We start from the raw sequence: 18,808 nt of genomic DNA, 5'->3' as shown, positions 1-18,808 counted from the left end.
GGCTTCAACCGCCTCCTGGACAATGATCTAAAACTTGTTGGGGAATCTAAGCGTCACTTTGGTACCGATCCCTTCCCTGCTTTCCAGAACGACGCCGTACTGCTGGCCAAATAGGAGCTTCATTCTTTCATCCACATTCATTACGCCGATGCTGTTTAAGCCATTATGCTTCTGCTTCACATCCTGTCGATCCGTTCCTTTCGACTGTTCAAGAGGATTACCCGTCATGCCAACCCCATCATCCTGAACAATCAGAACCAGCTCATTGTTCTCCATATAAGCAATAATTTCTATTAACCCCAATCCCTTTTTGGGAGCTATACCGTGAAATATCGCATTTTCAACAAATGGCTGCAGACTATATTTGGGCAGCACCATCTGATTTATCTCATCGTCAATTGTATAGATAACCTCGAATTTCCCCTTATACCGCACCTCTTGTATACGAACATAGGCTTGTATGACTTCAATTTCCTTAGCCAGTGTAACGAATTGGCCTTCGATACGGCTTGCATTCTTTAACAAGACCCAAAGATCATTTACAAGAGACGAGATATTATTTAGTTTTTGAATCGATGCAATATATTTGATGGCATGCAGTGCGTTGTACATAAAGTGAGGATTTATCTGAGCCTGCAGCGTCTTATATTCTAGATCCTTCAGCGTTTTGGCAGTTTCCACTTCATTAGCTACATTCTCTTCATACTTCATTGCCATGGCATTAAAGTTATCAACCAGCTGCCCCAGCTCATCATTACTTGTCTTGACAAGACGAATGGAATAATCGCCGTTCCGGACGCGGCGCATTCCTTTAGAAATTTGGGCAATAGGCTCAATCAAACGATCCAATACAACCTTGATCCATACGGTCAATATAACCAGAAGAATGATGAACATAAGCAGCATCGTTCGTAGCACCTCATGATGTTCATCATATCGGATCAAATGATCCGTCTGGCCAATAATCGACCATCCAAACTGATGAACCGGACGCTCCATAGTAATCTCCAGCTCTTCATCGCTGATGTAAGGCTTTCCGATCAGGTCCGGATTTCTGTCAAATAGGACAAGTCCGTCCGCATCAACCAAGGTAAGACGAATATCCTTGTTCCTTCGATGAGAGCTTAATATCTCTTGCAAATAGTTAACAGACAGCTCGAAATGAAGCTTACCTGCAATCGCATATTCGTCGTTCACAAGCGCTCGGGTGAACTTGATTGTGTGCAGCTCACCTCTATCCGTGCGTAAAGTATCTCCTATTCCTAGATATGTTAATTGATTGGGAGACCAAATATTTTGCTGGGACATCAGCTTTTGAATACTGTCTTGATTAATAAAGTCATTTGATATTTTGTACAGGTAATGATCAGAAGCTCCTTTGATATAAAGCGCATTCAAGTAATTGTAAAGCTTGCCTGTGGTTACAGAGAATACAAGGGCATCTACGACCCGATCGTCAGCTATCTTTTGGGCAAATCCATCGCTCGTATAATCTGTATTCACCCGGCTGACAACAGTAGGGCTCTTGGCAATAAATTCGATTGTGCCGGATAGCTGCTTCAATTCTCGATTCGTTATCTCTACAACATAGTTCAGATTATCCTCTGCCAATTTCGTATATTCATTCAACAACAGCCGAGAGGACAGGTTAATGATAACAATACCTACGACTACAATGATGATGGCAAAAAAAATCGAAATCAGCAAAAAAAATCGTTTTCTAATCCCCATGGCAGCCTCATTTCTTAAGTCCATTCCAATATGATTGTGAGGTTGATTCTACCCTTGTTTACAACTCGATTCAACAGGAAATGACTCCTTGTGAAAGAAGTCATCTCTGTACACTCTATTTTCGACTCAAGGCTCCGTTTATTTTCCCTTCTGGAGCATCTCGTCTACTCGTTCCTTGATATTACTGATTGTCTTATCTAGATCTTGCGCTTGGGTGAAATACAACTCCACTTCATTTTTGACAAGCTCTTCGTATTGTGTTGGCTTTGCGCCGGTTATTTTCTCCGATACAAAGATGGTTTCTTGATTATTAAACAGCTTTTGGAGATATTCATACGTCACTTGCTCATCGTCAATTTCGTCCGCAATCGATTTGAAGAGGTTGGGCTGCTCGACCGTTTGATCTGCATAAATTTCAGAGGATGTCAGCTTCGCTGTTTCTCGAACCACATCTACAGCGATCTCAAGCGCAAGCGTTTTATTTTTAGTTGTCGGAGTCATGCTGAAGGTTCCGGATATGCCCCAGTTTTTTGGAGTAGTACCTTCGTCGACTGGCATAGGCGCTATACCGAGCTCCCACTCCCTTGGATATTGCTCTTTGTCTGCAGCCCAGTTTAACAGCCAAGTTCCTTGCATAAACATGCCGTACTTGCCATTCATAAAGGCCTGCGGCTCTGTCTTGGACGTTACGATATCTGCATAGGTCGGAATGCTTTTGGCCTCATACATCATGTTATACGTTTCTTGCAACGCATGGGCGAAGATTGGATCTTCAATGTTCGACAAGCCCTCTTCGTTGTAGAAATATTCGCCGCCACCCAGCTTCATGATAGCCTCGCCATACCAGAACATCGGCCAGGACAGGTGAATCGCGCCATAGACCTTATCTCCGCCGGAGCCGCTTGTCAGCTTAGCAGCCAATGCTCTGTACTCTGCCCATGTCATTGGAACATCAGGATCCGGATAGTCGACGCCAGCCTTGTCGAAGATCGACTTGTTATAATAGAGCGCCCATTTGGTAACGCCTGCCGGAATGCCGTACGCTTGTTCGTTGGAGTAGGCATATTTGGCGTATTCGCCATAGGTTTCCTCTATATTTAAGCCTTTTTCCTTCACTTGCTCATCCATCGGGATAATAACTCCAGCATCCGCCCAGCTTTGCTGAATCAATGGGTTGCCGTTATAGATCAAATCGATTTGTTCACCGGCAGCGATCTTAATTGGCGTCGTTTTAATGTTATCGTCCGTGGATTCCAGTACAGAGATTTCGACATCCTTGTATTTGTCCATCCCTCTCAGCACTTCGATCGCTTCATGGAACGCATTATTATGTCTTGCACCAATGGGATCAATAATGATTTTACCGCTGAACGAGGCCCCTGAAGCACCTTCATTGTTTGTTGAATTGGAGGCTTTATTTCCGTTTGCCCCCGACTGGCTAGTCGAACCGGAATTTCCATTCGTGCTGCAGCCGGCCAGCAGGGCCGCAATCAGGATGATACTAGACAATATACTTAATGCCTTTCTTTTCATTGTTTTTCCCCCTAAGTAATTTTTATTTCATTACCCTTTAATACCAGACTGAGCAATACCCTCAGTAAAGTACTTCTGGGCAATCAAATACACCAAAATAACAGGTACCAGAGCCATAGTAGCGCCAGCCATCTGCAAGGCGTAGTTCGAAGCGTACTGTGCTTTGAACGACGCAATACCAACTGTCAGCACCTGCTTTTGAATATCTTGAATGTAAATCAACGGAGCGGTGTAGTCATTCCATCCCCAAGTGAAGGAAAGTATGCCCAAAGCAACAAGTGTTGACTTCACCAACGGCAGTGTTATAACGGCATACATTTTGAAGTAACCGCATCCGTCAATCTTAGCCGCTTCAATCAACTCATCCGGGACTGCCGTAAACGCTTGCTTCATAAGGAAGATGGCAAAAGCGACAAACAGCATCCAAGGCAGGACAACCGCCCAGGTCGTGTTGATTAAGCCCAGCTCTTTATAAAGCATAAACTGCGGTATTAATCTCATCTCGCCAGGAATCATCAAGGAGGCAATGTATGCAATAAAAATGAGATTTTTACCTTTAAATTGAATCTTGGCAAAAGCAAACCCTGCCATCGATGAAACAAGAAGAATCGAGAACACAATGATTGCCGTGTTACGGATTGTATTAAAGTACCAATTCAAGTATGGAAATTCTGTAAAGGCTTTTTGGTAATTGTCCCAGGTCACCGACTCAGGAATCCATTGAATAGGGAAGTTGAACACTTCGCTCTCAAATTTTAAGGAAGTGGACACCATCCAGAGTACAGGTGCGATCATTATGATCGAAATCAATGCCAACAGTACTGTATTAATGAGCTTCCAAACCATTGGTTTGCCATGTAATGTATTGTTCATATCATCTGTCCTTTTTAGTAGTTGACCCACTTCTTCTGTCCAAGCCACTGAATAGTCGTGATCGCCAGAATGATGATGAAGAATATGATAGAGGCTGCCGACGCATATCCCATATCATATCGTTCAAAGGCTTCCTTGTAGATATGATAAACAATCGTATAAGACGACGTACCCGGTCCCCCCTCAGTCATGACCTTCACTTCAGCGAACATGGAGAAGGAGAAGATAGCCATGGTGACAGCCAGAAAGAATGTAATTGGCGAAACCAGCGGCATTGTTATGCGAAAGAACTTCTGAATGCCCGATGCACCGTCGATCTCCGCTGCTTCATAGTAGCTCGGTGAAATCGCTTGCAAGCCTGCCAGAAAGATAAGAATGCAATACCCAAGATTTCGCCATACCCAGAAAATCGAGATGGTTGGCAAGGACCACTCCACGCTGCCGAGCCATCTGGGCGCATTTTCGATGCCTATGGATCGAAGGAATCCGTTGACCGGGCCCAGCTCTTCATGAAACAGTGCAGCGAAGACAATTGCCGTTGCTGTAATTGTTGTAATATATGGAAGAAAATATACCGTTCGCAAAGCTCCCTTGCCGAATACCTGACTGTTTAACAAATGTGCCAAGGTTAAAGCTAGCATAAGCAGAATCGGAACCGCAAATACAAGAAGCTTAATGTTATTGATCAATCCCCCCATGAAATATTCATTTTTGAATACCTCCAAATAATTGTCCAAGCCAACAAATGTAGATCCGCCAAACCCTTGATACATATTCCAATCCATTAAACTCAAAAAGATGGAATAGATGATGGGATACAGCATGAACGCTGTAAATCCAATCAAGGAGGGCAAAATAAACATGTAGCCTGCGAAGTGCTCCTTAAAACGATGAATCTGCATCTCTTCCTCCTATGAATACGCCGTTGACTTGCTTTGATTATATCGTCTCTGTATAGGGTATTTGAATTTCATAAACTTTGATTTTTTGACCTCATTTACGATATATAGAATCCAGAGCCTTCTATTTAAAAAAAGCGCTTACATTATTATTTCATTTTTTTATGATTTTTTATCTTTTTTTCATTTCCGATTACCTTTGGATACGAAAAGAACGACCAGGATAAAAAATCCCCAGTCGTTCTGTATTTTTTATTTGCTCGATAGTCTCAAGGTGAATGAAATGTCTAATGATTACATTTGTTATTGCACAAATGCTTTGTCCTTTCATCCACCTCAAACCTCTGAATATAATGCCATGGGCTGTTAATCTCATGACTGAGTCCCCAGCGCAGACCTTCCAGCGGATGAATATCAGAATGCTCCGTACGGAACGGGCCTCCCGCTTCCGGAGGGTGCTCGATAAAGGCTTGAATTTCGAACTGCAGCCCGTCCTGAGCGAATTGGATTGTGTTTCGTTCCGGTCCATCTGTCGTCAGCAAGGCCGCCATGCCCCCCTTGTATGGCCAGAGCAACGTCTCATGCCCGCTGTTCGTTATCGGATTGTACACCGATTTGGTATAAGGTCCCTCCGGTCGGTCAGCTACAGCGACTCCCCATTTGGTTTCCCTGCCCGCGCAGGTGAGCTGCTCACCCATGGGATAACCTTTATAATAAAGCCAGAATTGATCCTTATAGAAGAAGAGACATGGATCATTGGTCTTATGGCTGTCGAAGTCGCCTCTATGCTTGACTAGGTGGCGGTTGTCCACCTCTCCGAACCACTCTCCATTGCATGCAGGCGACAGGATCGGCTCATCAGCCTTCACCCATGGACCGTCAGGAGAGCTCGATTGAGCCAGTCCGATATATTCCTTGGAGCGTCTCAAATAGGGATGCTTCACAACCTGATAGACAAGGTAATATTTGCCGTTATGGGCCAGCACCTCAGGTGTGAATACGCTTCGATCATCATAAGCGCCGGGCTCTCCTCGACCTACTGCTAGACCCTGTTCATGCCAGTTCACCCCGTCGTCGGATGTTGCATACCAGATCTCAGACCAATCCCATGGCCATACCTTGGCATCCAAATCGCCAGTATCATAGCCGACGCTTGAACCCGAGGATTTGGTATACCAGACATAATAGACCTCTCCGATCTTGATTACACTGCTGGGATCCCGCCGATGAATGCCTTCCTCATAACCTAGACCTGTTACGGGGGCGTACTTGAACTGGAAATACCAGGTGCTGTCCTTCCCATACTCGCGTTCTCTTGCTCTGCGCATAGCCAGACTTTCTTGTCTCATGTGCTTAACACTCCTTGTCTGCTTGATGAATTCTTATTCGTACACGCGAATCTCGAACAATTCCGCACAAGCCGAGCCGTTTGTGGACTCCATTACAATTCGCATGCGTTTTGCAGCCATGCCGGCCTGCAAGCGGTGAACCCTCTTGCGCTTGCGATTACCCTTTTCCATATGCACAAGCTTCCAAGCTCCGTCAGCCCCCAGCAGTTCAATACGATAGTCCTTCACGAGCTCCGGAATCACATCGAACGGAGTTCGATGATGATGCAGATTGATTAAATCCTCATTGACATCATCATTCCAGGTCAGGTGCACTTCTCCCACTTCTACGGCGCTCTCCCAGCTAAGCTCCACCCAAGCCTCCCGTCCCTCCAGCGGCTCTGAACGCCATAGATTAGGACCGCCATAAGGCCTTACCAGCCCATTCAGCACCTTCGAAGCTGAGTACGCATCGGTTGCCGTGTGCATACGGAAGCAGAATGGATGGCGATCCAGCTTCTCCGTTCTCCATTGCAGCACGGGCTGATCCGGCTGATCCTCAAGCCTAGGATCAACAATGGGCTGATTGCCCTTGCGGAACCCAAGCACACCGGTGTGAGGCAGACTGGACCGATGCAGGAGCACGCCCTTAGCTGCCTTGATAATAACAAACGCATTTTGAGCCGAATCAGGCTGCCACTCCAGATGGAACCGAACCCATTGATTTTTTCCTGGAGCTGTCTCAACGGTACAGGAATCCATAAGCTCTTGAGGCACATAATTTTGCGGTTTGCCGGTTGCATACAGCTCTACCGTAACCGACGCAGGGCTCTCGATATCAAGCAGCAGCTCCAGTCCGTTCAGGGAAGGCTCGACAGGAAACAAGATACCCAAATCAGTATCGGCCGCTTCCGTCCTGTAAGCGTGTTCAACTGCAAGGCGTGCTGTCGAGCTGGATGCCGATACACGAGCCACTCTCGCCAGATCGCGGCTGTCGGCATTGCGAATGCCAAGCACAGAGGCGTCTTGACGAAGCAGGGTTTGCTGCAGCTCCTCCAGATGGTGCTGATGCACTTCTCTTGGTGAGATGCCATATTGAACAGAAAGCGCGGCGCCGGTGCCGGCAGCTTCACCAATAACCGCACAGGTGGCCATCACTCTAGTTGTTCCGAACGCAACATGCGTGGCGCTAATGTCCCGTCCCGCCATCAGCATGTTGCTTACATTGATGGAATAGAGAGAGCGGAACGGAATGTGATAGTTGCCGTCTGCATGCAGATGCTTGGAGCCGCTCTCTTGCGAATACACGCCTTGCGGCGGATGCAGATCAATCGACCAGCCTCCATAGGCCACCCGATCCTCGAACGGCTCCTGCGCCAAAATATCGTTTTGATTCAATATATAATCACCAACAAACCGCCGATATTCCCGTTTGCCAGGAACTGCGCCGACCCACTCCAGCGTCATGCTTTCGGCGTCGAAGCTTCCTGAGTTTTTGATATAATCCCAGATACCATAAATAACAGCCCACAGCTCATCGCGAATACGTTCATTGTCATGAACCGTATCCAATTCGCCGCCCCATTCAATCCACCAGTAAGCGCATCCATTATCGCCGCTGCGGATGACACGGCGGATGGGAATAGAGGTCTCAGTGATATCGATCGCAAAGCTGGGCTTCACGTATTTGACAGGCTTGCCGACATCCTTTGTGTAGAATAGAAGCGTGCTGCCCAGTGTAATATCATCCGGAGTCTCCGGTGCCCAGTCTTCATTAAATTCAGCTCGCGCTTCACGGCCCAGCCTATACTTGGCCCCAGCCAGAAAACCGACCAGACCGTCTCCCGTACAATCCACATACGTCTTGCTTTCGAAGCGGATTCGCCTCTCCGAGCCCATCATCCAGCCCGTAACGGAGCGGATAACACGGTCATCGGCATCTCCGTCAGCCTCCACCTCATGGACATCCGTATTCAGATACAGCCCAATATTGGCTTCCCTCTTCACCGTCTCATGCACAACCATGTCCCAATAATAGGGATTGCCCTCCGGATTCATATATTGATTCTCAACAAACATCTCTCCCATAATGCCGGTCTCTCTCGCAAAGCGATGGGTCCCATGGCCGGTTGCACCGCACACCCATACTCTGACCTCACTGCTGGAGTTACCGCCCAGGACCGGGCGATTATTGACCAGAGCAACCGTATGGCCAAGTCTTGCTGCCGCAACCGCGGCACATACACCAGCCAAGCCGCCGCCGATGACCGTAATATCTGTTTTCACTGTTTCCAATCTCACCATAATCACCTCATAATAGTAGTTGTTCAAAAAGCCTGCTTTTGATCACGAAGCTAAACAGGAAGCCATCTCGACGTCGAATATCGAATTCAGCCGGAACAAGCGTATCCTTACGAAGTGTGTTTCCTCCGGAAACACTGGAGGTGCTCACGTAGCTCCACTAAGAGGATGCTTACGATGTCGTTTTCTCCGAAAACGTGTACCGCTCCTCACTTCCTAGCTTCATCCGCTCTTCTACAGCGTTTTTGAAAAAAACGCAGCATCGGAAGCATAAGCTCTTGTGCTGAAAACTAGACTTTCTGAACTTGAACTTATATACTTTTATTTCATCTTATATCACCCTGTTTTCATATGACATACAGTAAAGTATCATAAGATATATACTTTATTTCATAGACGAGGTGAACACCATCGGATTGTACACCGGAGAAATTCGACTGCTTCATTATCATTACTGGGAGAGAAAACAAGCCTTTCAGTACAAAGAAGACATCTACCTCCATTGGGTCGCTTTTGCAGTGCTAGGGGGCCGCTTTCGGTACGAATTAGGCAGTTTGGAAGAGGGAGAAGCCGTTAACGGCGATTGGGTGGTCTGTCCGCCTGGAACGGCTTTTCGGCGTGAAGTTTTGCAGCCGCTCAGCTTTTTTTATCTGGGCTTTGAATGGTCAACACCTCCATCCAACCTGCCGCTGGGCAAGCTGACCTTCGCCGACCAAGAACGCCTTGCCTCTGCTTACCGATACTTGCAGCAGCTTGACGCTCTTCCTCCCGAACAGGCCATGTTGTGGCGCAATCGATTCATACAAGAGCTTTGGGACGGTTACGTTCTGCAGCAGCTGCTTCCAATGGCTGATTATTGGGGCACAGAAGATTCTCTCATGCTCAGCGCGCGACGCAAGCTTCAAGAGTTGGCCTTCCAGAATGTATCGATGAAAGAGCTTGCAGATGAAACAGGGCTAAGTCCCGTCCAGTTTACCCGTCGCTTCAAGGCTGCATTCGGCTGCTCAGCCTCGGAATATGTACGCCAGCTTCGCCTTGACCACGGGAAGCGACTTTTAATTGAGAGCCCCCTTACCGTGGATCATATCGCACAGGAGTGCGGGTATGACAATGGCTTCTACTTCAGCCGAGTTTTTTCCCTGCATATAGGGATGAGCCCCTCGGAATACCGAAAGACTCATCGGTTATAAGAATCAGATTCGGCCGCGGAGCCCTTCAACCGTGACAGCTCAAATGTTCTTCCCTGGACTGGACATGAAGCTAATATTCTTATAGTCTATGAAGACGGAATACCGAGGTGGAGGTGCTTAACTGTGGCGAAAGATATTCGTTCCCGAATCGAAATTGATCATATTAACTGTGAGAAAGAATTGACCCTAGCATTAATCGGAGGAAAGTGGAAGCTGATTATACTCTGGCACTTGGGCATGGATGGGACCAAACGGTTCAGTGAGCTGCAAAAGCTTATTCCACATATCACGCAAAAGATTCTCACCAATCAGCTCCGCGAGCTTGAAGAAGACCAGCTTGTGGAACGGACCGTCTATCCCGTTGTTCCGCCGAAGGTCGAATACAAACTGACCCCGCACGGAACAAGCCTGTTCCCGATCTTAAAGCTGATGTATAACTGGGGCAAGCATTATGGCGAAGAGGTGCTCGGAAGAAGCACAACCTCCTGCTCTCCTTAAAATCGACAGACTCCGCCTGGAGTCTGTTTTTGTTTCAAGGGCAGTTTCCTCCAGGATACGGACTTACTTGAAAGTGCGTACTTCCATTCCTTGCGCGATCGTACTACCATAAACTCATTGCGATCAACCACCTTCAATAAAGGAGAGATTCAACCTATGGAACTGCAATTGGCATTAGACCTTGTGAACATCCCGGAGGCAAAAGAAGTCGTTAAAGAGGTTGCCCCTTATATCGATATTATCGAGATTGGCACTCCTGTCGTCATTAACGAAGGCCTGCGCGCCGTCAAAGAAATAAAGGACGCGTTCCCGACGCTGAAGGTATTAGCCGATCTGAAAATTATGGATGCCGGCGGTTATGGAGTCATGAAGGCTTCCGAAGCCGGCGCGGATATTATTACTGTGCTTGGTGTGTCCGACGACTCAACGATCAAGGGTGCGGTTAACGAGGCGCGTAAGCAAAACAAAAAGATTATGGTCGATATGATTAATGTTAAAGATATTGCCTCGCGTGCGGCAGAGATTGACGCGCTTGGCGTAGACTATATCTGCGTTCATTCGGGTTATGACCATCAGGCGGAGGGCAAAAATTCGTTTGAGGACTTGGCTACGATCAAGCGTGTCGTCAAGCAGGCGAAAACAGCAATTGCAGGCGGCATCAAGCTTCAAACTCTGCCTGAGGTCATCAGCGCGCAGCCGGATCTGGTCATTGTCGGCGGCGGCATTACGGGTGCAAGCGACAAGCAGGCTGTAGCAGCTCAAATGCATGAGCTTATTAAACAGCGGTAAGCACGGATGAATATGCTGACTGTTTCATCTTCTATTCTTCAGGAGCTTGACCGGACGCTTAAAGCCGTCAACTCGGACGAAATCGAGGCGCTGACCAAGCAGATTACAGAAGCCGGGAACATTTTTGTAGCCGGGGCCGGACGCTCGGGACTGATGATGAGGGCATTCGCCATGCGACTGATGCATATGGGGTTCCGCGTTTATGTCGTAGGCGAAACGGTCACACCCGGCATTGCCGAAGGAGATCTGCTTCTCATCGGTTCAGGCTCAGGCGAGACCAAAACCCTGGCAAGCATGGCAGCTAAAGCCCATAACATCAAGGCAACGATTGGCGTCTTGACCATTGCTCCAGATTCAACCATAGGTCAACTGGCTTCTACCATTGTGCATATCCCAGCTGTTACCAAGGACAGCACATCGGGCAGCTCCAATCAGCCCATGGGCACGTTGTTCGAGCAATGCCTGCTGCTTCTATTGGATGCGACCGTGCTTCGGCTAATGGAGAACATGAAGCTTCAAGGTACAGCGATGTACAACAATCACGCCAATCTGGAATAGCATCCCCGGCAAACCTGGACACGGCATCCCCTTCCCCTATGGAATGGGATGCCGTGTTGCTGTTTGTTCGCTTCGATTGACCACCGCTTCAGCAACTTTCCCCTTGAACCTTCAATTGAAGTAACATACTATGGAGTTATGAATCGGTTAATGATGGAGGCAATCCGCGCTCATGACGAACAAGAAATATAAGGCCCCAGCAGCCGAGAAGGTGCTGGATATTCTGGAGCTAATGGCCAGAGAGAACAAGTCCTTTTCGGTTACGGAGATCAGCAACACATTATCCATAACAACAAACTCTGTTTTTCGGATTTTGAAGGAGCTGGAGGAGAAGAAGTATATTCAGAAAAGGGAAAGTGACAGCACCTATCAGCTGACCGGCAAGCTGTATTATCTTGGCAGCTCCATCGCCAACCGGATTACGCTGAAGGAGGTAGCGGAGCCCTCCATGCGCGCCCTCAGAGACGGCACAAGGGAAACGACCTTGCTCACGAGGCCAGGCTCGCTGGGCAGAACGCTGGTTGTGGATCAGCTGGAGAGTCTGGAGCCGATCAAGTTTCTCTCGACTGTGGGTCTGGAATATCCCTCCCACACCTCCGCGATGGGCAAAGCGATGCTGGCCTACAGTCCGGATCTGCTGGAGCTGTATCTGGCCCATCATGAGCTGGAGCCTGCAACTCCCGGCTCTATTGCCGATCCGGCGAAGCTCAGAGAGGAAGCGGAGCAGATTCGCTCACAAGGCTACTCGCTCGACATGGAGGAATCCTGTGAGGGACTTCGGTGCATCGGTGTGCCCATTATGAATGCGGCCGGCCAGATCGAAGGAGCCATTGGCGTATCCGGTCCCATCTTCCGCATGTCGAAGAAGACTATGGACCGCTATATCGGTCTCGCTCTGGAGCAGTCCCAGGCGATCTCGGAGCAGCTTGGCTACAGGAAACCATAGCGTGCAAGGTGAAACGGCTGTCGCCGTCCTTCGCGGCGCTGCCTACATTTCGTATTGAATATAAGCCCAGTATAGAGAAAGCTTTCTTATATGATAAAGAAGCCCGGACATCGACGTCCGGGCTTCCTTCTTTCTTCTTATCAATCTGCCGCTAAGGCGCGAGAATGGCGGCAAGCACCTGTGCTGCCTCTTCCCGTCTCGTAATCCCCAGCGGAGCAAATACGTCTTCACCGCGTCCTTGCATCCAGCCAAGCTTCAGCATATCGGCAATCGCTTCTTGCGCCCATACTGCTGCTTCGTCCAGATCTGACGCCGTTTTGGCCTGCCCATGGGCCGGAATCCGGTCGATATAGGCCTTGGCGCGATAGAGCATAACCGCCATCTCTTGCCGTGTAATCGAAGCATGCGGCAAGAACCGATTGGCTGCTGCACCTTGAACAAGCCCTGCCTCATAAGCAGCCGCTACAGCCTCTGCATACCAATCGGATTCCGCTACGTCCAAGAATGGAGCGGAGGCGCTGGCGCTTAGCCCCAGAGCGCGCACAAGCAATGCGGCAAATTCGGCGCGCGTTACGCTTTGCTTCGGCTTAAATTCATCAGAGGTCACACCCGTTACAATCCCTCTGGCAGCCAGCATCTCAATGGCAGGCGCAGCCCAATAGGACGCAGGCACATCCTTGAAGGTTTTCTTATATTGCAGACCGGCATAAGTGCTGAAATGCTGAACCTCAGCAACCAGCATCCCGTCGCGAACTTCTCCTCCCACATACTCAAGTAGGCCGTCTTCCCTGATGAAGTACATGCCGAGCTGGGAGAGCTCCGCCCCTTCGTTCAGTTTCAAGGAAATCGTGATAGGCTCCTTGAAGCTGGACAGCTTCATCTCCTTGCCGCTCTGATCCACAACACTTAACGTGAAGTCGATCATAGACGTCGCCGCCTTGAGCTGAACCTTGCCCGCCTGCATCGCCGCAGCCACCAAGGACTGGGACTGAGACTCGGTTAACGTATCGAAGGCCACCGATACAACAGCTCCTTCCATGGAGCCTTGCCCCAGGCTTGAGGTCAGGTCCTTCAATACGGAAGCAGGAATGTCAATCGCAAGCTGATCGGAGAGCAATTGCAGCTTGTTCTGACCTTGTACGCCGGATGATTGAGCTGGCAGAAGCACCTTGTTTTTGTTCGCCGGCACATTCCATTTGATCACGCCACGATCTGCGCGAGGATTGCTTATGACTTCAGCTCTTGGGTCTTGTGTCGACAGGGGTGGAGCTGTAGTTACAGGAATAACAGGCGGAGCTGGCTGCTCCTTCTCATGTACCTCAATCTCCAACAACAGAACACCTTCCGATGGAAGAGTGAAGGCTGTGGCCAGCTCCTTCCCTGTCATCATATCGGTAATTGTCACGGAAGACTGATCCGCCATCACAATTTCCAGATTGGCGGTATTTTTCCCTACATTAATAACAGTCATGACATACCGATCGTCGGCTGCCTGGACAACGCGCCATAATGCGCCCTTCTGAGCAAGGCCGTTGGATTCCTTCAGCTCCACTGGAGAGAGCTTGTTGGCCTCATCAAGAATATCCAGCGCCTCGCTCGCCATAGCCGTCGCATCGCCAGGCATGGTGATCAATGTGCCATTGCCAGGCATAAGCGAAGCTGTCCGAGGCTGCTTATACTCATTGAAGGCCAAGCTTTCTTCATCGATAATGACTGTACCGCCCGCATTCAGATAACCCTGCAGCGCGTCAAACTCTTCGTCTGTCACACTCGGCGTCTCACGTACCACAATGACGTCCCAAGTAGAATGCGGCTGCTTCTTGATAATGCCCTCCGTCGCAAAGCCAATCGGAACGCCGTCAAAGTTCAACGCCTCATACAGCTCGAATTGATCATCCACATAATGCTCGTCATTAATCGCGGATGTCTCGGAGTAATAGATGCGTATCGGCTTCTCTTGCGTCTGGAATTGTACAATCTCCTCGGAGAACGCATTCAGATCCATCATGGTTTTGCTCAGCTCATTGGCAACACGCGGCTGCTGGGCAACCGTTCCCGGATAAGATTCCAGCAAGCCCTGAACCGTAGTATTCATCAGTCGGTTCTCGATGGAGCCGTCCGGATTTCGACCCCAGAACCAGGTGAAGCCAGCATCCATGCCCAGTACAGTTGCGAGCCAGTAGGTGGAGCGGACATATTCCGGCTTCATGTATAGGTCTCTGTACGCTACTGTGGAGAGGAAATGCACCTCGGAATTGACATGTGCCTTCTCCGGGCTGACGGAATGCATGAAGTCATAGGACATCCCCAGCTCCTTCCAGTAGTACGCATAATGCTCCGTCCAATCCTCAGAGGAACCGGTTGCCTTGAAGTTCACCTTCCGCGTCTTCGCATCGTCGCCGATGATCTCCGCCATCTCCGTCAAGTCCTCGAAGTTGATGCCATGCGTGCGATTGCCTTCGGCAAACAGGTCGGGCATCAGCTTCATATGCGTATTGGCATCAGGGTCATTCGCTTTCACCTGATCATGCAGGAAGGTCAGCCACTCCGTGCCTCTCTCCATATTGAAGAGGGATACATCATACCCTACCGGCGTTCCCTTGTACGATTTGTCCATTGGAATGACGCCTCTTGCTGCTGCATCGAAGCTGGCGAAGCTGGTGCTCCACAGCGCGTTCATCGCGTCAACCGATCCATGGCGATCCTGCAGCCACTCGGCGAACTGCTGAAGCGCAATATCTGATATGCCCTCCTGTCCGTTCGCCTTCTTCGCGACAGCCCAGTGGCCCTTCTCCAGGAACCAATGCGGCTCATTCGCCAAGAGATAGCCAAGCTCCGTATAGGGCTTGCCGGATGTAATAGGTCCGGTATGGCTCAGCACATCCTCCCATATCGAACGAATAGCGGGATGATTAATATCATATTTGGTGAAGGTTGTTATACCATCACGCATCGTATCCCCATTCTGACTGACTGCCCATGCCGGAGCTGGATCATGCCATAGAATGGTGTAGCCCATGTTGCTTGTTGGGCGATTCTGCAGATCTCCGTATTTATCCGGTGCCGGCGTACCTGAATTGTCGGTCACAAAGCTTGGATTAATGGAGCGCGGCAGATCAATGCTGCCTAGATAATGATTATAGAGCGTCGCATTGTCCTTCGGAACATCCAGCGGCTTGGAGAAATAATCATGCAGGAACACAGGCTTGCCATTGCTGTAGAAGTTGCTGCCCTGCAGCGTTATGCCATCCCAGTCTACAAGGCGAACCGGTCTTCTGGTTACCGTTCCGTCCAGTACGGCGTTTAATTCCGCAATGGCAGCCTCCAGCATAGCGATAATTTCGACTCTTTCGAATTCAGGCAGCTCCACGGCCAATTCCTCGGGAGAACGTCCTCCCGGGCTATAAGTCGGAATGACAGCGAACATTTTTTTGTTAACAGCTATGTTCTGCTCATCCCAATCCGCGTATTTGTCGAATTCACCCGCGAACCATAGCGCTCCCTTCTCCCGCTCCGCATCCAGGCTTCTGGATTCTGCCAGCGTAATCAGCTCTTCGAGCTCATTCGTTCTAACTCGAATAAGAGCCTTGAGCTCGCTCGGGGATAACGCGCCATACTTCATAACCGTCTTATCGATAATGGCTCCGCTTGCCGCGATGACATCAATGTACGCTGCCTTGCCGTCTTCCGAGGTTAATGTCACTCTCGCCTGTCCTGAGCCTGCGGCTCCTGGCGTCAGATAGACACGTCCCTCCACCAATTCCGCCGTCACAACAGCTTCGTTAGAGGAAGCCGCTTCCACAGCTATCATACCCAGCTTGGCTTCCGTATTCTGAATGCTGGCGTCAATTATTTTGCCATAGGACACGACGTTAATTTCCTTTGGAATGGAAGCGATAACGGTAAGCGTCGTTCCCTCGGCAATAACTGCATCATTGGTCAGGGCGACAATAAGCGGCTTCAGCACCTTGGCCGAGCCCTTGGACAGCTCCAATCTGTTCTTCGCATACAGCGACAGCACCGATCCGGCATCCAGCGCCAGCAGCCCTGTAGGACCAACCGTCTCTCCTTTGCCTTTAATATATAATGCGCTGCCCGGCATGAATTGTACGGCTCCAATACCCCCGGCCCCTACCGCTCCATTGCCGATAATAAAGCCTTCATCACGGAAATCCTGCAGCTGTCCCCTCACCGTTATGACACCGTGCACCGTCATTTGAGCTGTATACTTCAAACGAACGTTCGCTGGCACCGTCACATTGCTAGGGATGGTCACCGGCTTGAACACTTCGATGACCTGGTAGGTGACACCGTTCACAACCTCGTTATTAAGCGCTCTGACAACCTCTTCCCCACCGGTCTGAAAGGCTTGGATGGCTGAGAGCAACTGCCCCGCTGTTGTGATCTCCGCAACAGGAAGCGCTCCTGGCTGCTTAGCCGCAACAAACGATGTGGTCGCAGTCTCCAGCTCCGCCCGAGCTTGGCCGTAATCCGATTCCGTAGCATCCGGATCCATACGAACGGCAGCTGCACTTTGAATGGCAGCCGCAAAGCTGTCCTTAACAGCGGGTGTTACCCACTGGGTGTCGGACCCCACATCTTGCCCGTCCACGCTGGAGCTTGTGAAGTCGCGATGGGCCTCTGCGATGGCCAGCGCCTCTGTCAGCTGCACCTTGTGAAGCCCCGCCGGGAAATAGGCGACTCCCTCTCCGATATTGGCAATGGAGAAGTTGAAGGTTGCTTCGTCCGATACCGTAATTTTGCTAAATACCTGGCTTGTCACCGGCTTGGCCAAGGTGACCATGCCTGCTGCAAGATCCAGATGCTGATCCGCTCGAACGGCCACTCTCGTGTCGGCTCCCAAGCGGAAGATGCCGTTAACGCCAATTACCTCTGTTCCTTGCTGGTAATAGCTGCTTCCTGTGTGGAAGTTAACTTTGCCTGTGCCGGCTCCAATTAAACCGCCTGTACGCAATTCCGGAGCTCGGCTGTCCTGCACGATGCCATAGATGTCCAGAGTGGTGCTGACCGTTGGCTGTGTGAAAAGCTGAAGCTTCACCCCGCTTGCAATGGACATTGCCTTATCCAGCACAACTGGCTCATACAGCTCGGCCGTGTTACCATTCAGCTTTACTTTGGTATCGTCAATTGTTAGCGTTTGCAGGAATGCCACTAGTTCAGATGCCGACGCAATACGAATGACCCCATTGCCTGTTCCCTGCGCCTTGGCGGCATTAAAGCTGCTTGTAGCTGCTGCCAGCTGGGCGACGGCGTTATCTACCTCCAGCTGGGTCGCGCCAGATTGATCCCTTACTGCGGTCGCAGCTAGAATAGCGCTTTCATATTGACTCATTACAGTGGAGCTTACCCATATGCCGGGCGCTGTTACATCGGTTCCATCCACGCTGATGGATACGGATGCCCGATTCGTATTGGCTTCATGGATGGCTTGGACTAATGCCGTCGTGTCGGCCTGGCCCGGTGGAGGCGTCATCTGCAGAATGCCATCCGCAATGGTCCCGTTGACCACCAGCGTCGCGCCATCCGCGACAATAATTGTTTTGGCCATATCTGCCGTTACTGTCTTGCCTGCCGCAACCGTTACGGTCCCGGAGGTAATCTCAAAATGATTGCTGGCGGATAACGTCACACTGGCGTTTGCACCCAGCATAAAGTGTCCATTTGCGCCAACCACCTCTACGCCTTGCTGATAATAGCTGCTTCCCGCATGCAGAACGAAGGAGCCGGCACCCGTTCCCACTATGCCGTTTTTGCGGAAATCAAGCCCGCGACTGTCCTGAAGCTTGCCATAAACCTGAATATCGCTTTGAATATTCATCTGAACAAAGCCTTGCAGCTTGATGCCGCTCGGAATGGCAAAGGACTCATTCAGTGTGACGGGAGTGCTGACTTGAACCGTTGTGTTGGAGTCTGCCAATATAATTTTTGACGCATCTCCGCCCTTTGTTTTCAAATAGTCCGCCAGCTCCTGTGCGGTAGATAGCTGCGGCGAAGCAGCGGCAATTGGCGGTACTGCCAATGCGCTGATCATCACGATACATAACCATAAAGCAATTGTCTTCTTCATTATAGACCTCCTTGAATCGATGGGCAGCCGATATCGACGCTTGCGCGATCTCAGGCTGCCATCGCTTCTATCTC

Annotated in this window: 12 protein-coding genes; 5 read left to right on the top strand and 7 right to left on the bottom strand. The window is 49.8% G+C overall.

The genetic code is table 11. The features are described 5' to 3' along the window. Positions 1–27: 27 nt before the first annotated feature. The 6 genes from NQZ67_RS12715 to NQZ67_RS12690 form a co-directional block, all read right to left on the bottom strand. The gene (locus NQZ67_RS12715) at positions 28–1,731 is read right to left on the bottom strand and encodes a sensor histidine kinase (protein ID WP_257446021.1); all 1,704 of its coding nucleotides are present in this window, start codon (positions 1,729–1,731) and stop codon (positions 28–30) included. 138 nt (positions 1,732–1,869) lie between these two features. Further along, the gene (locus NQZ67_RS12710) at positions 1,870–3,264 is read right to left on the bottom strand and encodes an ABC transporter substrate-binding protein (protein WP_257446019.1); all 1,395 of its coding nucleotides are present in this window, start codon (positions 3,262–3,264) and stop codon (positions 1,870–1,872) included. Positions 3,265–3,294: 30 nt separating this feature from the next. Further along, the gene (locus NQZ67_RS12705) at positions 3,295–4,137 is read right to left on the bottom strand and encodes a carbohydrate ABC transporter permease (protein WP_257446018.1); all 843 of its coding nucleotides are present in this window, start codon (positions 4,135–4,137) and stop codon (positions 3,295–3,297) included. 14 nt (positions 4,138–4,151) lie between these two features. Continuing rightward, complete coding sequence (locus NQZ67_RS12700; RefSeq protein ID WP_257446016.1) at positions 4,152–5,039, bottom strand: carbohydrate ABC transporter permease; 888 nt, start codon at positions 5,037–5,039, stop codon at positions 4,152–4,154. A gap of 284 nt (positions 5,040–5,323) precedes the next feature. Further along, positions 5,324–6,385: a glycoside hydrolase family 117 protein gene (locus NQZ67_RS12695; protein ID WP_257446014.1), complete on the bottom strand. Its 1,062-nt coding sequence runs from the start codon at positions 6,383–6,385 to the stop codon at positions 5,324–5,326. Between the two features lie 33 nt (positions 6,386–6,418). After that, entirely contained in the window at positions 6,419–8,665 is a 2,247-nt protein-coding gene (locus NQZ67_RS12690) for an FAD-dependent oxidoreductase (RefSeq protein ID WP_257446013.1), read from the bottom strand. A gap of 416 nt (positions 8,666–9,081) precedes the next feature. On the opposite strand from NQZ67_RS12690, the gene NQZ67_RS12685 reads away from it, so the two are divergent. The 5 genes from NQZ67_RS12685 to NQZ67_RS12665 all read left to right on the top strand — a co-directional run bounded on the left by NQZ67_RS12685 (position 9,082) and on the right by NQZ67_RS12665 (position 12,646). Next, positions 9,082–9,855 carry an AraC family transcriptional regulator gene (locus NQZ67_RS12685; protein WP_257446011.1) on the top strand — a complete coding sequence of 258 codons (774 nt, stop codon included), beginning with the start codon at positions 9,082–9,084 and terminating at the stop codon, positions 9,853–9,855. A gap of 123 nt (positions 9,856–9,978) precedes the next feature. Beyond that, positions 9,979–10,353, top strand: a complete 375-nt coding sequence (locus NQZ67_RS12680; RefSeq protein ID WP_257446010.1) for a winged helix-turn-helix transcriptional regulator — start codon at positions 9,979–9,981, stop codon at positions 10,351–10,353. Between the two features lie 156 nt (positions 10,354–10,509). After that, positions 10,510–11,142 (top strand): 3-hexulose-6-phosphate synthase, encoded by a 633-nt coding sequence (gene hxlA / locus NQZ67_RS12675; RefSeq protein WP_257446008.1) that lies wholly within the window; start codon positions 10,510–10,512, stop codon positions 11,140–11,142. A gap of 6 nt (positions 11,143–11,148) precedes the next feature. Continuing rightward, entirely contained in the window at positions 11,149–11,700 is a 552-nt protein-coding gene (gene hxlB / locus NQZ67_RS12670) for a 6-phospho-3-hexuloisomerase (RefSeq protein ID WP_257446007.1), read from the top strand. Between the two features lie 172 nt (positions 11,701–11,872). Beyond that, the gene (locus tag NQZ67_RS12665; RefSeq protein WP_257446005.1) at positions 11,873–12,646 is read left to right on the top strand and encodes an IclR family transcriptional regulator; all 774 of its coding nucleotides are present in this window, start codon (positions 11,873–11,875) and stop codon (positions 12,644–12,646) included. A 151-nt stretch (positions 12,647–12,797) separates the two neighbouring features. Here the strand turns inward: NQZ67_RS12665 and NQZ67_RS12660 are convergent, their stop codons facing one another. After that, on the bottom strand, positions 12,798–18,734 hold the full coding sequence (locus NQZ67_RS12660) for an S-layer homology domain-containing protein (protein ID WP_257446004.1): 5,937 nt from the start codon (positions 18,732–18,734) through the stop codon (positions 12,798–12,800). Positions 18,735–18,808: the final 74 nt, after the last annotated feature.

Origin of the sequence: Paenibacillus soyae (assembly GCF_024623455.1) — a bacterium.
Lineage (GTDB): Bacteria > Bacillota > Bacilli > Paenibacillales > Paenibacillaceae > Pristimantibacillus > Pristimantibacillus soyae.
Note: the sequence above shows the minus strand (reverse complement) of the source record. Positions and strands in the feature narration are given on the sequence as shown.

Excerpts from the sequence above, each read along its gene's own strand:
- NQZ67_RS12715 (WP_257446021.1), bottom strand. The coding sequence starts at position 1,731 with ATGGGGATTAGAAAACGATTTTTTTTGCTGATTTCGATTTTTTTTGCC.
- NQZ67_RS12710 (WP_257446019.1), bottom strand. The coding sequence starts at position 3,264 with ATGAAAAGAAAGGCATTAAGTATATTGTCTAGTATCATCCTGATTGCG.
- NQZ67_RS12705 (WP_257446018.1), bottom strand. The coding sequence starts at position 4,137 with ATGAACAATACATTACATGGCAAACCAATGGTTTGGAAGCTCATTAAT.
- NQZ67_RS12700 (WP_257446016.1), bottom strand. The coding sequence starts at position 5,039 with ATGCAGATTCATCGTTTTAAGGAGCACTTCGCAGGCTACATGTTTATT.
- NQZ67_RS12695 (WP_257446014.1), bottom strand. The coding sequence starts at position 6,385 with ATGAGACAAGAAAGTCTGGCTATGCGCAGAGCAAGAGAACGCGAGTAT.
- hxlA (WP_257446008.1), top strand. The coding sequence starts at position 10,510 with ATGGAACTGCAATTGGCATTAGACCTTGTGAACATCCCGGAGGCAAAA.
- hxlB (WP_257446007.1), top strand. The coding sequence starts at position 11,149 with ATGAATATGCTGACTGTTTCATCTTCTATTCTTCAGGAGCTTGACCGG.
- NQZ67_RS12665 (WP_257446005.1), top strand. The coding sequence starts at position 11,873 with ATGACGAACAAGAAATATAAGGCCCCAGCAGCCGAGAAGGTGCTGGAT.
- NQZ67_RS12660 (WP_257446004.1), bottom strand. The coding sequence starts at position 18,734 with ATGAAGAAGACAATTGCTTTATGGTTATGTATCGTGATGATCAGCGCA.